General features: G+C 44.4%; 14 protein-coding genes. 4 read left to right on the top strand and 10 right to left on the bottom strand.

Annotated elements, in window-relative coordinates; all coding sequences use genetic code 11:
- Nucleotides 1-85: 85 nt before the first annotated feature.
- Both ACFQ45_RS15960 and ACFQ45_RS15955 read right to left on the bottom strand, forming a co-directional pair.
- Nucleotides 86-1429, bottom strand: a complete 1344-nt coding sequence (locus tag ACFQ45_RS15960) for an HlyD family type I secretion periplasmic adaptor subunit (protein WP_377369491.1) — start codon at nucleotides 1427-1429, stop codon at nucleotides 86-88.
- Nucleotides 1429-3939: a type I secretion system permease/ATPase gene (locus ACFQ45_RS15955; protein WP_377369490.1), complete on the bottom strand. Its 2511-nt coding sequence runs from the start codon at nucleotides 3937-3939 to the stop codon at nucleotides 1429-1431. Before ACFQ45_RS15955 ends, ACFQ45_RS15960 begins: the two co-directional genes overlap by 1 nt.
- A gap of 142 nt (nucleotides 3940-4081) precedes the next feature.
- Here ACFQ45_RS15955 and ACFQ45_RS15950 point away from each other — a divergent pair, with 142 nt between their 5' ends.
- Nucleotides 4082-4435 (top strand): hypothetical protein, encoded by a 354-nt coding sequence (locus tag ACFQ45_RS15950; RefSeq protein WP_377369488.1) that lies wholly within the window; start codon nucleotides 4082-4084, stop codon nucleotides 4433-4435.
- Nucleotides 4436-4455: 20 nt separating this feature from the next.
- Here the strand turns inward: ACFQ45_RS15950 and ACFQ45_RS15945 are convergent, their stop codons facing one another.
- The 5 genes from ACFQ45_RS15945 to ACFQ45_RS15925 are packed head-to-tail and all read right to left on the bottom strand — an operon-like array spanning nucleotide 4456 to nucleotide 8760.
- Nucleotides 4456-6408, bottom strand: a complete 1953-nt coding sequence (locus ACFQ45_RS15945; RefSeq protein ID WP_377369486.1) for a bifunctional diguanylate cyclase/phosphodiesterase — start codon at nucleotides 6406-6408, stop codon at nucleotides 4456-4458.
- 10 nt (nucleotides 6409-6418) lie between these two features.
- Entirely contained in the window at nucleotides 6419-7111 is a 693-nt protein-coding gene (locus ACFQ45_RS15940; RefSeq protein WP_377369484.1) for a transglutaminase-like cysteine peptidase, read from the bottom strand.
- 5 nt (nucleotides 7112-7116) lie between these two features.
- Complete coding sequence (locus tag ACFQ45_RS15935) at nucleotides 7117-7407, bottom strand: DUF1244 domain-containing protein (RefSeq protein WP_377369482.1); 291 nt, start codon at nucleotides 7405-7407, stop codon at nucleotides 7117-7119.
- 16 nt (nucleotides 7408-7423) lie between these two features.
- Nucleotides 7424-8023: a tRNA-uridine aminocarboxypropyltransferase gene (locus tag ACFQ45_RS15930; protein ID WP_377369480.1), complete on the bottom strand. Its 600-nt coding sequence runs from the start codon at nucleotides 8021-8023 to the stop codon at nucleotides 7424-7426.
- An 11-nt stretch (nucleotides 8024-8034) separates the two neighbouring features.
- Complete coding sequence (locus ACFQ45_RS15925; protein WP_377369478.1) at nucleotides 8035-8760, bottom strand: pyridoxine 5'-phosphate synthase; 726 nt, start codon at nucleotides 8758-8760, stop codon at nucleotides 8035-8037.
- 133 nt (nucleotides 8761-8893) lie between these two features.
- Here ACFQ45_RS15925 and ACFQ45_RS15920 point away from each other — a divergent pair, with 133 nt between their 5' ends.
- The 3 genes from ACFQ45_RS15920 to ACFQ45_RS15910 all read left to right on the top strand — a co-directional run bounded on the left by ACFQ45_RS15920 (nucleotide 8894) and on the right by ACFQ45_RS15910 (nucleotide 10595).
- Nucleotides 8894-9568 carry a DNA-3-methyladenine glycosylase I gene (locus tag ACFQ45_RS15920; protein WP_377369476.1) on the top strand — a complete coding sequence of 225 codons (675 nt, stop codon included), beginning with the start codon at nucleotides 8894-8896 and terminating at the stop codon, nucleotides 9566-9568.
- Nucleotides 9569-9589: 21 nt separating this feature from the next.
- Entirely contained in the window at nucleotides 9590-10234 is a 645-nt protein-coding gene (locus ACFQ45_RS15915) for a DsbA family oxidoreductase (protein WP_377369474.1), read from the top strand.
- A gap of 160 nt (nucleotides 10235-10394) precedes the next feature.
- A complete protein-coding gene (locus ACFQ45_RS15910) occupies nucleotides 10395-10595 on the top strand; it encodes a (2Fe-2S)-binding protein (protein ID WP_377369472.1) in 201 nt (66 codons plus the stop codon).
- Nucleotides 10596-10621: 26 nt separating this feature from the next.
- Here ACFQ45_RS15910 and bfr (ACFQ45_RS15905) read toward each other — a convergent pair whose 3' ends face one another.
- The 3 genes from bfr (ACFQ45_RS15905) to parC all read right to left on the bottom strand — a co-directional run bounded on the left by bfr (ACFQ45_RS15905) (nucleotide 10622) and on the right by parC (nucleotide 13920).
- Nucleotides 10622-11104 carry a bacterioferritin gene (gene bfr / locus ACFQ45_RS15905; RefSeq protein ID WP_377369470.1) on the bottom strand — a complete coding sequence of 161 codons (483 nt, stop codon included), beginning with the start codon at nucleotides 11102-11104 and terminating at the stop codon, nucleotides 10622-10624.
- A gap of 9 nt (nucleotides 11105-11113) precedes the next feature.
- A complete protein-coding gene (bfr, locus tag ACFQ45_RS15900; protein WP_377369468.1) occupies nucleotides 11114-11581 on the bottom strand; it encodes a bacterioferritin in 468 nt (155 codons plus the stop codon).
- Nucleotides 11582-11652: 71 nt separating this feature from the next.
- Nucleotides 11653-13920 (bottom strand): DNA topoisomerase IV subunit A, encoded by a 2268-nt coding sequence (parC, locus tag ACFQ45_RS15895; protein WP_377369466.1) that lies wholly within the window; start codon nucleotides 13918-13920, stop codon nucleotides 11653-11655.
- Nucleotides 13921-13988: the final 68 nt, after the last annotated feature.

Raw genomic sequence — 13988 nt, 5'->3', positions numbered from 1 at the left:
TGTGCCCGCTCTATTCTATAAGGGAGCTTAACCAATATACGTTAAGTTTTGTAACACCGATTAGTCATAAAATACAATTTTGTAACTATCTTTCTCTTAACGCATTTTGCTTCGCTTTTAGTATGGGTTTGAGCAAGTAATCTAGTAATGTTTTCTTACCTGTGATCACATCGACAGTCGCCTGCATACCAGGAATAATGGCCAAAGGCGCTTCCTCTGTACCAAGATGACTATTATCGGTACGAACCCTCACAAGATAAAAACTATTCCCTTCTTCATCAACAATCGTATCAGCAGAAATATTTTCTACACGAGCGTGAAGGCCACCAAAAATTGCAAAATCATAAGCTGTTAATTTCACCACAGCCTCTAAGTCAGGTTTAATAAAACCAATGTCTTCTGGGCGAACTTTTGCTTCAATCAAAAGAGAATCTTCAATGGGAACAATTTCCATTAGATTCATCCCTGGCTTAATCACACCACCCACTGTATTAATTTGAATCTGCTTAACAATGCCTCGGACCGGTGAACGAACTTGAGTACGCTCTACTTTATCAGCAAGCGAAACACTGGTTTCTCTGATGCGATCTAACTCGGATCGTGCTTTAGTGAGCTCCTCTTGCGCTTCCGCGCGAAATTTAGCATTGCTCTCTTGAAGTTTGGTTTCTGCTTCTCTTAGGGAAGATCGTGCTCGAGGCAGAGCCAATTGCGTTGCCTGCAACTCCCCTTGCATCTGATTGACTTCCCGCTCCAATTGCAACAGTTCAACACGAGACACTGCCCCCTGCTCAAACGCAGGACGTGTGAGAGAAAGCTCTTCTTGGGCTAACTCAACACTTCCTTGGAGGTTATTTAACTTAGCTTCCTGCTCGACAATCTCTTGCTTTTTCTGATCAATCTGCTGCTCAAAAACCGACCGATTAGCCTGCAACGAATCTTGTCGATTCCGATACAAGTCCATTTCTCGGCTGACGATTTCTGGATATTGATTGCGCATGCGATCCGTAAACACAGGGGGCTTGTTTTCTGCTTCAGCAGTCAGACGTGCCGCACGTACAAGCAGGTTCATTTCTTCTACCTGCTGTTCCCGCAAAGAAGACAAGGCTTCTGTGTTCTCAATAGTCATGAGCAACTGGTCGCGGTCTACCGTTTGACCTACATGGGTATTAATCTCTTTTAGAATGCCGCCTTCAAGGTTTTGAATCACTTGAACCTGACTGGAAGGTATAACCTTCCCTTCTCCTACAGTTACCTCATCCAAGGACGTATAGTTGGCCCACACTAGAGCAGCGATCACAAAAATGAATATAGACCAGAGAATGATTCGACCACCACGTGGGGTTTTCAACATAAACGCGGCGTTACGATCAGACAAGAAGTCGAGATCCGTTTGCGCAACGGATTGGCGCTCTTTGGATTCGTTCATCATTAACTTACCTTCAACTTGCCTTGGCGTAAGGCTTCAAATACTTGAGCTTTAGGACCGTCAGCCACCATCCGACCATTATCCATCACAATAATTCTGTCTACTAAATCTAGCATGGAGGATTTGTGCGTGATAAGAACCAGAGTTTTATTCTGGATTGCTTGAGCTAAGCGTCGCTTCATACGCGCTTCAGTTGTATTATCCATAGAGGCCGTAGGCTCATCCAATATCAGTATATTTGGATCGAACAGTAGGGCACGGGCGATAGCAACACTCTGCCTCTGACCACCAGAAAGCAGCACCCCGCGCTCACCCACAACACTGTCTAAACCTGAAGGTCGTCGATTAGCGAACTCAGAAACACCGGATAAGTCTGCAGCACGAAGCACAGCGTCATCTTCAATGTATGGCACCCCAAGGGTAATGTTGTCTTTAATTGACCCGTAAAACAAGGTGACATCTTGGGAAACGGCGCCGACATTGCGACGCAAGTCCGTGGGATTGACTTGACGTATGTCCACCCCATCAATACGTATCGCACCATCCATTGGCGCATAGAGCCCAGTCATTAACTTACCAAGAGTCGATTTCCCTGAACCAATACGACCGATAATGGCAACTTTTTCACCCGGGTTAATTTTGAAGCTAATATCGCTTACAGCAGCTTGCTCTTGTTCTGGGTAAGCAAAACTCACCGTATCAAATTCAAACTGCCCATCGAACCGAGGACGGTGAACATACTTCACTTCGTCTGGTTGCTCTACCGGAGAGTTCATTATTTCATTGAGAGACTCAAAAGCAGACTTTGCTTGATTATAACGGGTTGATAAAGCTGCCACTTGGGCCATTGGCCCCAATGCTCGCCCAGTCAACATGACACAAGCAATTAAAGCCCCCATACTCATTTCTCGTTCCGAGATCTGGTACACACCAACGATCACCATAATCACAGTCGTTAATTGCTGTGCGACCATTGCAAATGAGGAACAGGATTGGGCCAGTTGACGGGTCTTAATGCCCCAATCAGCAATATTGCCCACAGCACTTTCCCAATGCTGCTGTAGCACACCTTGTGCATTGTTAAGCTTCACGCTTTCTGCATTGGAAAGACTCTCGATCAATACGGCATTTTTTTGCGAAGCCGTTTTCTGACCTTCTTCCACAGATTTACGTAATGGCACCTGGATAATCATAGAGTAGATAATAATCAAAGCGATGGTCACGAGCGGAATGTAGCCCACTGGCCCACCTATCAACCAAATTACCCCAACAATCAAAAACATAAATGGGATATCAACCAAGGTGGTAATAGAGGCTGAAGTAATAAAATCCCTTATGCTCTCAAACTCTTGCAGGTTTTTAGCAAAAGCCCCTACCGACTTAGGACGTGAGGCCATTGTGATATTGTTCACTTTAGAAAAAATGGTGGCAGATATTAAAATGTCGGATTTTTTGCCTGCCACATCAATAAAATAGGCTCGTAACGAGCGCAGTAAGAAATCAAACAAATAGACAACACTGGCCCCAATTGCTAATACCCAAAGGGTATCAAAGGCATTATTTGGCACCACTCGGTCATAGACGTTCATGACGAATAAGGGACTGGCCACCGCAAACACATTTATTAAAAGGGAGGCTATAAACACATCTCGATAAATGCGCCATGAGGATGTAATGGTTCCCCAGAACCAATGGCCTTTTTTACGCTCCTCTCCGGCTTGAGTTTGAGATCGCTTATCAAAGCGATATTGCGGACGAACAAAAAAGCAATAACCGGTATAGCTTTCTATTAGTTCGTCCAATGGCATATGCACTTCCCCCTCGCCAGACTCCGGACGAAAGATTTTCGCAATACGCTGTTTTTGATCCACTTCTAACAGCACACATGCCTGCTTATCTTTTAGCAAGAGAACGGTTGGAAGGACCAACTCAGGAATCTTTTCTAACGAGCGCTTCAAAAAACGCGCTTTGAGGCCAATTCGGCGGGCCGCTCGTAAAAATAAATCCGGCCCCATACTTTCAGTATTAACAGGTAAGCCTGCTGCTATGCCATCAGCTGTATAAGGGTTATTGAAGTATTTACTTAATAGCACCAAACAATCTAAAAGAGGGTTAGGATATTCAATCTTAGTGGGATCAATTTCCCATTGTGCTCCAGTTTCCTGAAGGTTCTCTGACTCTTGCTTTGTTGCTTGGGAACTCGATGTATTCTGAGAGATAGTAGACTCCGTAATCTGCTCAGTAGAACTAGCGGTTTGTTGACTAGAACTAGTCTCTGGTTTTTGTTTCTGGCCCGATTGTTGTTCTGACTGATTTGACAATTTATCTGAAGTCTCAGGTGCGGCCATATTGTCTGAACGAGATTCATTGCTTTTACTGAAAGACAAATCTTCATTCAATAATTCTCTTACATTTTTTTTGGGGGCTTCGCTCACTTTAGCATTTTCACTCTCGGTCACACCTTTACTTTCAGTAGCGTTGGACGGTGTACCTTTATCTCCTGACACTGCCATGCAGCCAACCCCCAAAAAATTGATTTAAACAGAACATCTTATGAATCAAGGATATAATAGACTAGAATAAACCCATCAATCATAGAATACTACGATCATCAGCGATTTATAATTCACTTAACCACATTGGAGGGATGCAACAATGCTCTATGCAAAAGTCAATGAAAACGGCGACATAATTGATGTTGCAACCCAACAGTCAGACGAATATACATTGCTTGTAGCACCGGATAATCCAGTAGTTGCTCAATTACTGGAAGCCAAACTCGACGAGAACTCGTCCCGCGAACTATTAGAAACTTCCGACCAAGATATGATGCGAGTCCTAGAGGACTTAATCGACTTACTGAGCGAGAAACGCATCATTCAATTCACGGAACTTCCTTTAGCCGCCCAGAAAAAGCTGTTAAGTCGTAAGTGGGTACGAGGCATTCAAAAAGGCCACAGTGATGCCCTCATCATCGAAAATGAACTAGACGATGATGCTTTGATTTAAAGCATCATCTCATTCATTTCTTAACCAAAACTTCTTGGACGCCCCACTCCGTAACCCTGAATACCGCTAATATCAAATCCTTTCAGTATTTCGATTTGCTCAGCCGTCTCAACACCTGTAGCAATCACTTCAATCTGCAAGCTATTAAACATTTTACACAAGGTGTGCATAAAGAAAGATTCGGACTCCTTACCTACAGCCAGCTTAGTATAAGAAGGATCTACCTTCACATAATCTGGCATTAGGGTCTGCAGGTATTGGAACGCCGAGAAGTGCTTACCCACATTATCAATCCCCAGCTTAACCCCATGACCTTTCAACGTCTGAGCTAACAAAAAGGCATGATCCTCTGATGCCAAGACTGTCTGCTCTGAGATTTCAAAGGCTAGCTTACCTTTAACCGCTTCCGGCACTTTGGTTAACAATTGATCCAACCAGCTCACAAAGGACATTTTTGCATAGGCTGAAGCAGAAAGGTTAATGGCATAAATACCTTTCACAGAAGGGTGTTCAATGGATTCAATCACCCGCTGAATAATTACTTGGTCGACCTGCTCCCCCAAGTCAAATTGTTCAGCTAAACCGATGAAGTAACCCGCATGATACTGCTTACCCTCGTAAGAAAGACTGGCGTAAAGCTCATGCTGCAACGATTTATTCAGGTCTTCAACACTGGCCACCATCTGGCTGCGCAATACAAAGCTGCGCTTTTCAATGGCGTACTCCAGCATCTCCTTCCACTCTAAACGGCCAATGGCCATTTCGTGACCTGTCTCACTGTCAAACAGACGAACTTGGTTCGGGCCAGCTTGCTTCGCAGCACGCAACGCCGCATCGGTTTGTGCCATGGCATTTGAGCGAGTCACACTGTTATCTATCAACACTGCCCCTATGTTCGCCACGTCTTCCGAGTAACTCACACGAGAACCTGAAAGCTCTTTTAGCTCACCCATTAGATCGTCCGCTAATTTAGCAAGTCGATCTTTATCTATGTTAGGAATGAGCACCACAAAGTCAGCACCACTCATTCGCGCCACTGTGGCATCGGAAAATCCTGAAAGCCCAACATTTAAAATAATGTCTGCAGCACTGCGAATAAAATTGTCCGCCGCCTCATAGCCACGCTCATTGTTAACCTTTGCGAGATCTAAGAGGTTCACCAGCACTAGGCCATCTAACGTACGATCCGTATCATCAAAATGCGCTTTGGCTCGACCTTCAAAAAAGTTCCGATTTCCCAGTCCACTAACAGGATCCTTAAACGCCTTGGCTTGCAACCACTGAGCCGTTTGCGCTTCAGCAGCGAATTCTTTTTCCAATTTCTCCGCCATTCGGTTCATGGACTCCACAACGGATTTTAATTCTCGGGTTTTGGGAAGTTCTGTCATACGAACAAAGCGGCGCTGCTGTATCGCCTCTGCCTGTTTTTCCAACTGCACTAAAGGCTTAAACAACCAGCGCAGTGCCAAACCACCTAATACAACAGAGACCAAGCCGATGACGACAAATGACAACAGCAAGGCCCGTGTTGCTTGCCATAACTGGTAATAGCCATAGCCAGCACTGCCAGTAACATACACCTGTCCCATTTCCGTCCAGCCATTGGAGACGACAGCCCGAGCTGTTGGCACTTCAAAATCGATCATGCTGGTAAACCAAGCCGGCACCCCAATGATTTTAGTGGTGTTACTGCGTTCAATATTGCTATCAGATTCGTAGATATGTACGCGCACATTGGAAAAATAACCACTATCAAATACCGCGTTCACACTACTTTCCACAGATACAAAATCTTCCATGGCCATATAGTCCGAGATCTGCATACTCAAGGTAGTCGCAGAGTCTTGGGTCGTTGAGTGCAACTGATTGACCAAATAATCTTTCGTGCTTTGGAAGTTAATCGCTAACACCACCATCAGCACCAAAGACAGCAGCAATATTATGGTTAATAGAAGTTGTCGAAAAAGAGTCACGCTCGTTCTCCTAGCTTTCCAAATCAGAAAGTCGATTGTTTAAGTCTGTCCATAAACTCAGACGCGATGAGCCACCCACCAATTCACCTCGCCCCTTTTCCTTAGACAGCCATAAGTTCTCGGCATTAAAAGAGTATATCGGCAGCAAATCTGGACGTTTAATTGCGGGCAGTATGGTTTTATTTAAGTTATCTAAAATAACCGGTACGGAAGTAGGCTTGTGATAATAAGCCAGTACCATGTGATGTTGATTCAATGTGATCGCTTTAACATAAACCAAGCGAAGTTTGTCATCGGGAACACCCAGCTCGCGCAAGGCGAAATATTTGGCAATGGTAAAATCTTCACAATCCCCTGCGCCTTTCCCTAAGAACTCTACTGGTGTGGCCCAATAGTCGTTTTTTCCCCACAGGTCGATATCATTCACAAAGCCCATCATGTTAAAGAAGTCATTTACCGCGTTTAACTGATCTATGACGCCTTTGCCTTGGGTATCCTCAACCATGTTACGCCAAGCGATAATGCGTCGCTCAGCGCGTTCTCCGTGCTGTAATCCGATTTTATGGGCGAGCGCCAAATACTTCTGTGAAATATCCGCCTGAAGCAAGGTCGCAATGAACATCAATGGCAAGACGATCAACAACAGTCGAAACATTGTCGTCCGTGCTAGCCAAGTGATGAGTCCGCGGATGCCCACTGCCATTAACGCTACTCTTTAGGACCCTTTGCAGCGAACTGAGCCAGTTGCTCTGGAGAGGCTTCTGCTTGATATTTGGCTTTCCATTGATCATAAGGCTCTTTGTAAACGATTTCTCTCGCTTCATCATACGTGAGCTCTTGACCTTGCTCTTCTGCAGCAGCCACATACCATTTGCTCAGGCAATTACGACAAAATCCCGCCAAGTTCATCAGATCAATATTTTGAACATCTTTACGGGAATCTAAATGCTCTAACAAACGGCGTAACACCGCCGCTTCAATTTCAGTTTTGTTATCCATGTTTACAACTTCTTAATCACGATAAATGTTTATGTTGCTGGGGCTGTTGTGCCCATTGTCTCTCGACCACTGCGGCAAAAAACGACGTCATTGCTTGACTGTCAAACTCAGTTGAAAGCAAGTCTAAAGCATAGGTGGCGGCCTCAAAGGTCGATAATGCATTTTCGCTGGGCGATTTACGAATCACATAATGACTTTTAGGCGGTATGGTAAATGACACCATTGGAAAGCTAGCCAATACATCATGGGTATACAGCATCTTCTTTGCCTTTCGCCAAGTGCCATCTAATAACACAATATTTGAGTAATCTGATGACTCATCCGTTGCCAGGATCTCTAGTGGTTTTGCTTTATCATCAGGATAAAGCAAAACCGTGTTTTTAGTTGTAACGCTTTGCAAGAAAGTGTGCCATTCTTCAGGGTCATCCACTTGCACTATTTGTGCTGGCTTATACCCTAAGATAAACAAACGTGCAGTATTCTTAGCGTGCCTGGATTCCTTTTTATCTTGTAGAATCCAAACCTTAACGGAGCCTGAAAGTGACGGTACCAAATCACATATACATTGTATCGCTGGGTAACTGCAGGCTTCGCAGACACAACGTTTATTAACCATCGCCTCAGCCATCAGCTAAGTTGATCTAAATACGCTTTAACGACATTATCCCAACCCAACTCAAGCGCTTCGACCGTCAAAGCGTGGCCAATGGACACTTCGGTAATGTGACCGGGAGCGCATAACAACCCAACATTTTCCAGGTCAAGATCGTGACCTGCATTAACCTCCAAGCCAATGGACTTCGCGGCTAAAGCGGCCTCTTGGTATTCTTCATTGACGGATGCTTGCTGATCTGTGTGGTAGGCATTGGCATACGCTTCCGTATAAAGCTCTACCCGATCAGCACCAACAGACTTTGCCAATGTCATATTCTCAGGGACGGGATCCATAAAGAGCACCACACGAATGCCTTTATCGCGAAGTTTTGCAATGACAGGGCGTAATGCATCCTGATCGCGCGCCACATTCCAACCATGATCGGAAGTCAGCTGATTTGGGTCATCCGGTACTAGGGTGCATTGATCTGGCACGACCTCTAATACCACCTCCAAAAATTTTGCATCAGGAAAGCCCTCAATATTCAACTCTCGGCCTGGGTATTGTTGTAATAACGTCTTAATGTCGTAGGCATCTTTGTAGGTTGCATGACGCTGATCTGGGCGAGGATGTATGGTGATACCAAATGCCCCTTGATCCAATGTGCGCTTTGCCATGGCAACCACATTTGGGTAGTCACGGCCACGAGAATTGCGCAGCAGGCCAATTTTATTCAGATTAACGCTAAGGTGTGTCATGAGCTGTCCTAGTCTAACTATTTTCCACATCAGTATAAGCCAATGACACAACTAACTTTAAGTACTAATTCTTAGAATTCCTATGGAGCGAAACAGTTATGCTACAATGGCCGCCAATGGTTAGGAGCCCACTTTGAACTACGAATCTTTTACAGACATTTATCAACGTGCCATTAAGCGTTTTGGTTCTGAAGCAGTATTAAAACAACAGTTAGTTGTGCCTAAAAACCCTTCGGAATTAGCGCAAATTTCCGATGATCGTTGGCTTGCTGCATTTACCCAAAAGATTTTTCAATCTGGGATGAACTGGCAAGTAGTACGCAATAAATGGCCAAACTTTGAAGAAGCTTTTTTTGGCTTTGATATAGAAAAAATGCTGCTGATTCACGATGAGATGTGGGAGGCAAAAGCCAAAGACCCTGCAATCATTCGCCACCTTGGAAAAGTAATGACCATTCGTGAAAATGCCCTGATGATCTCAGAGATCCAAGGGAAACACGGCAGTTTCTCAGAATATGTGGCTAATTATCCTGTGGCCTTCATCACTGACCTCTGGGCCCAGTTGAAAAAAGACGGGGCACGCTTAGGTGGAAATACCGGCCCTTATACATTACGCATCATGGGAAAAGACACCTACTTGATGACCCGTGATGTTGAAGGTTACCTGCGTAACACCGAGATCATTACCACAGGCAGAGACACACAGGCCGCGAAAAATGCAGCACAAGCTGCCTTTAATCATTGGCAGCAAGAATCCGGGCTCCCCTACTGTCAAATCAGCCAATGCATAGCATTTGGTGTTAACTGATATTATTTCCACGGAGATCAAATGGCCGATTTAACTATCGACATCGTTGCAGACCCAGTTTGCCCATGGTGCTACCTAGGTTACACACGCCTTAAAGCCGCCATAGAGCATTTGGGAGACGACTTTCGTTTCGACATTCACTGGCTTCCCTTTGAATTACACCCAGATGTGCCTAACAGCGGTGTTCCTCGCGCTGAATATTTGGGTAAAAAGTTTGGCAGCCAAGAAAAGTTAAACGAAGTTACCCACGCACTGCAAAACGTAGGTCAAGAAGCGGGATTAGAATTTAACTTTTCTGAGAAAGACGTAATACCGAACACTAAACTCGCCCATCAGTTTATTGCTCAAGCATCACGCATGAACTTATCAACCGCTATGATGACTGCTTTGTTTTATGCTTATTTCACATTAGGCGAAAACATTGGTGATGAAACTGTAATCACAAAAATAGCCAGAGATGTTGGACTTCAAGACGAAGACATCGAAGATGCTTTGTCACGTGAAGCGGAACTCTTGGTGGAAGAAAAGATGGAACGCCTAGCCAGTTTAAACATCCAGTCTGTTCCGACTTACATCGTCAACGAAAAGTTTTTGGTTCAAGGCGCTCACCCACCAGAGACCTTCGCAGAAATTCTCACGGATATCACTAAAGAAAATGGCGCTTAAAGCGCCATTTTCTTTAGCTGTACAAACAAATTTATGGGGTGCAAGCATTTATTCTTAAAATCTATCAGTATTTTAAAATAAATTAATATCTTTTTGTTGATAACAATTATCACTAACCCTAAAATCATTCTCAATTAGTATTGAGAGTGATTTTCATTTTATGTACGTTTGTCTTTGCAACGCCGTATCCGATAAAACGATCAAGAAATCGATTGCCGATGGCGCAACCTCTATGCGTGATCTTTATCGTGAGCATAATTTAGGCAATCAATGTGGAAAGTGCTGTAAGGATGTGAAGAGTATTCTGAATGAAGAGCTCCTCAAACTTGCAGAGGAGCTTCCTATCGCAGTAGTAGCTTAATTGATTGGTACTTAATTCATTAAAGATCAATCAATAGAAGATTCGCCCATTTGCGACTGTAAGTAATTCTCTAACCCAGCTGAGCCAATCAAATGCTGCTGTGTTTCCAGCCAATCAATCTGCTCTTCTTGCTCATCCTGAATCTTTTCAACAACTTCACGACTCATAAAGTCTTTCTTTGATTCACACAGCTTCACAGCTGCCTGAAGGTCCGGCAGTGTTGCTAGCTCAAACGCCAGATTTGATTCAATCATTTCCACACAATCTTCGCCAATGCGCAGACGCCCGAGATCCTGCAGATTTGGTAACCCTTCCAAAAACAAAATACGCTCAATCAATCGATCAGCATTCTTCATTTTTTGGATAGAGGTTTTGTAATCCGCTTTATCTAGTAATTCAAAGCCTTTGTCTTTAAACATACGGGCATGTAAAAAGTACTGATTAATGCCTACCAGTTCATTTGCGAGTATTTTATTCAAGCTCGCAATGACGTCACGATCACCTTTCATACTCGCTCCTTACATTTGAGATTGAATGTAGTTTTGCTCACCGATGACATCCATCAGACGAAGCTGTTTCTCTAGCCAATAAACATGATCTTCTTCCGTGTCAAACAGCAACTTCTCAAGCATTTCGCGGGTTTGGTAGTCCCCTTCTTCCTCGCAGATAGCAATCACATCACGTACGCAGGCCACCACTTCCAGCTCGAGGGTAAGATCATTTTGCATCATAGAACGCACGTCCGTACCCACTAACAGGTCGCGACGTTTAGTCATGCAAGGAGTGCCTTCTAAAAACAAAATACGCTTAATTAACCAGTCTGAGTGATCCTTCTCTTCATCCATCTCATGGTTAAGGCGCTCATATAATTTTGTGAGTCCCCAATCCTCATACATGCGAGAGTGGATAAAGTACTGATCAATTGCCGCGAGTTCATTTTCCAATAGCTTGTTCATGCTATCGATGACTTTTTGACTGCCTTTCATGTTTAATACCTCTTCAGACTACTGTATTCAAAGTAGCATCAATTTCTTACATTTTAAATTTTTCTAATCTATTACTCTGAGGGTTTACCTTCACCCACTTTTACTTCTAAGGTGTCGATCCTCTGGAAACCACGGGGAAGTTTCAAACCTCGACGCCCACGTTCACCAATGTATTCTTGTAACTCTTTCTCAGCGAAGGATATGAATCGCTTACCACTGTGAGCCAAAAGCAGGTCTTCAGGCTGTACAGACGCCATCGCACACACCCACTCTTCTCGATCCTTCGCACGTGCAGACGAGATACTCAGCATCTTATTGCCTTTGCCTTTTGCCATCTGAGGTAAGGACGCCACGTTAAACACCAACATGCGTCCTTCATTTGATACCACCACCGCACGACTTGTCTCAGGGTCTGCTACTTTCACCGGCGGTAGCACTTTCGCATTAACGGGCAAAGTCAGTGTCGCTTTGCCTGCTTTGTTCTTCGCATGCAAATCACCCAACTTAGCGACAAAGCCATAACCAGCATCAGAAGACACTAGATAATAGGCATCATCAGTATCTAAGGCAGCCGCAACAATATGCGTATCTTTTTCTAATGAAATACGACCGGTAATGGGTTCACCCTGCCCCCGCGCCGATGGCAAAGTGTGCGCTTTAATTGAGTAAGTACGCCCATTGGAAGCAAACAAGACTAAGGTTTGATTTGAGCGCCCTTTAGTAGATAAAAAGAATTCATCGCCGGATTTGTAACTCAAACCACGCTCATCAATATCGTGGCCTTTTGCAGCACGCACCCAGCCTTGTTTGGACAAGACCACTGTAATCGGGTCGTTGGACAACAAGTCTTCTTCGCTAAAAGCTTGTGCTTCTTTTCGCTCAATGATTGGTGTTCGACGCTCATCACCGAAGGCTTCGATCGCCTCTTCAATCTCAGTAATGATCAGCTTTTTAAGCTTACGATCCGACGCTAATAAGGCCTCGAGTTGCTGGCGTTCTTTTTCCAACTCATCCTGTTCGCCACGGATACGCATTTCTTCGAGCTTGGCCAAATGGCGAAGTTTTAACTCTAGAATCGCTTCTGCTTGAGTATCCGTCAGGCCAAAACGCTCCATCAAAACAGGCTTAGGCTTATCTTCCGTACGGATAATCTCAATCACTTCATCAATGTTTAAGAAAGCAACTAACAAACCCTCTAAGATATGTAGACGATTAAGTACTTTATCTAAACGGAATTCTAAACGCTTACGCACGACCCCAATTCTGAATCGCAACCACTCACTAATAAAAGCCGTCAAAGGTTTTACTTGGGGCAAACCATCCAAACCGATCACATTCATGTTTACCCGGTAGGATTTTTCTAAATCCGTGGTGGCAAACAAGTGGGTCATTACACTTTCAACATCCACTCGGTTAGATTTCGGAACAATGACGAAGCGAGTTAGATTCTCATGGTCCGACTCATCACGCAAGTCCACGACCATTGGCAATTTCTTCGCCTGCATTTGAGCGGCGATTTGCTCTAAAATTTTGCTACCAGAAACCTGATGGGGCAATTCATAAACAACGATCTCCCCTTCTTCCATGCGGTATCGAGCACGGGCTTTAACTTGCCCCTTACCGGTTTCATATAAACGACGGATGTCAGAACGTGGCGTGATAATTTCTCCGCCCGTAGGAAAATCAGGCCCTTGGACATACTCCATCAGGTCGTCCAGTTCCGCCTTCGGGTTTTGCAACATGTGAATACATGCCTGCCCTACTTCACGAAGATTATGGGGCGGAATGTCCGTTGCCATACCCACTGCAATACCAGTTGTACCATTTAACAAAAGGTTCGGCAGTCGAGCTGGCAACACTGATGGTTCTTGTAGGGTGCCATCAAAGTTAGGAATCCAATCCACGGTTCCTTGATTTACTTCTTTTAGCAGAACATCAGAATACTTTGATAAGCGGGATTCGGTGTAACGCATGGCGGCAAAAGACTTAGGGTCATCTGGTGCCCCCCAGTTACCTTGCCCATCCACTAATGGATAGCGATAAGAGAATGGCTGAGCCATTAACACCATAGCTTCATAACAAGCACTGTCTCCGTGGGGGTGGAACTTACCTAAAACATCACCCACGGTACGGGCAGACTTTTTGTATTTCGCTGTGGCTTTAAGCCCCAGTTCGCTCATGGCATAAACAATGCGGCGTTGCACGGGTTTTAGACCATCACCAATGTGCGGCAAGGCACGATCCAAAATCACGTACATGGAATAATTGAGATACGCCTTTTCGGTGTAATCTTTTAACGAAAGCGTTTCATTGGCTTCGAAGTTTAACAGGTCACTCAAAAGCGATTTCCTTTACTAGATGAACTCGGAGGCGAAAAGCCTAAGTATATCGATGACTTAACAATGCC

This window comes from Rhodanobacter aciditrophus (assembly GCF_042679525.1).
GTDB lineage: Bacteria > Pseudomonadota > Gammaproteobacteria > Pseudomonadales > Marinomonadaceae > Marinomonas > Marinomonas aciditrophus.
This window is presented reverse-complemented; position numbering and strand designations above follow the sequence as displayed.

Bases quoted from the DNA above. Each gene is read 5' to 3' on its own strand.
- ACFQ45_RS15915 (WP_377369474.1), top strand. From the start codon at position 9,590: ATGGCCGATTTAACTATCGACATCGTTGCAGACCCAGTTTGCCCATGG.
- ACFQ45_RS15940 (WP_377369484.1), bottom strand. From the start codon at position 7,111: ATGGCAGTGGGCATCCGCGGACTCATCACTTGGCTAGCACGGACGACA.
- ACFQ45_RS15930 (WP_377369480.1), bottom strand. From the start codon at position 8,023: ATGGTTAATAAACGTTGTGTCTGCGAAGCCTGCAGTTACCCAGCGATA.
- ACFQ45_RS15955 (WP_377369490.1), bottom strand. From the start codon at position 3,939: ATGGCAGTGTCAGGAGATAAAGGTACACCGTCCAACGCTACTGAAAGT.
- bfr (WP_377369470.1), bottom strand. From the start codon at position 11,104: ATGAAAGGTGATCGTGACGTCATTGCGAGCTTGAATAAAATACTCGCA.
- ACFQ45_RS15925 (WP_377369478.1), bottom strand. From the start codon at position 8,760: ATGACACACCTTAGCGTTAATCTGAATAAAATTGGCCTGCTGCGCAAT.
- bfr (WP_377369468.1), bottom strand. From the start codon at position 11,581: ATGAAAGGCAGTCAAAAAGTCATCGATAGCATGAACAAGCTATTGGAA.
- ACFQ45_RS15910 (WP_377369472.1), top strand. From the start codon at position 10,395: ATGTACGTTTGTCTTTGCAACGCCGTATCCGATAAAACGATCAAGAAA.
- ACFQ45_RS15960 (WP_377369491.1), bottom strand. From the start codon at position 1,429: ATGATGAACGAATCCAAAGAGCGCCAATCCGTTGCGCAAACGGATCTC.
- ACFQ45_RS15935 (WP_377369482.1), bottom strand. From the start codon at position 7,407: ATGGATAACAAAACTGAAATTGAAGCGGCGGTGTTACGCCGTTTGTTA.
- ACFQ45_RS15950 (WP_377369488.1), top strand. From the start codon at position 4,082: ATGCTCTATGCAAAAGTCAATGAAAACGGCGACATAATTGATGTTGCA.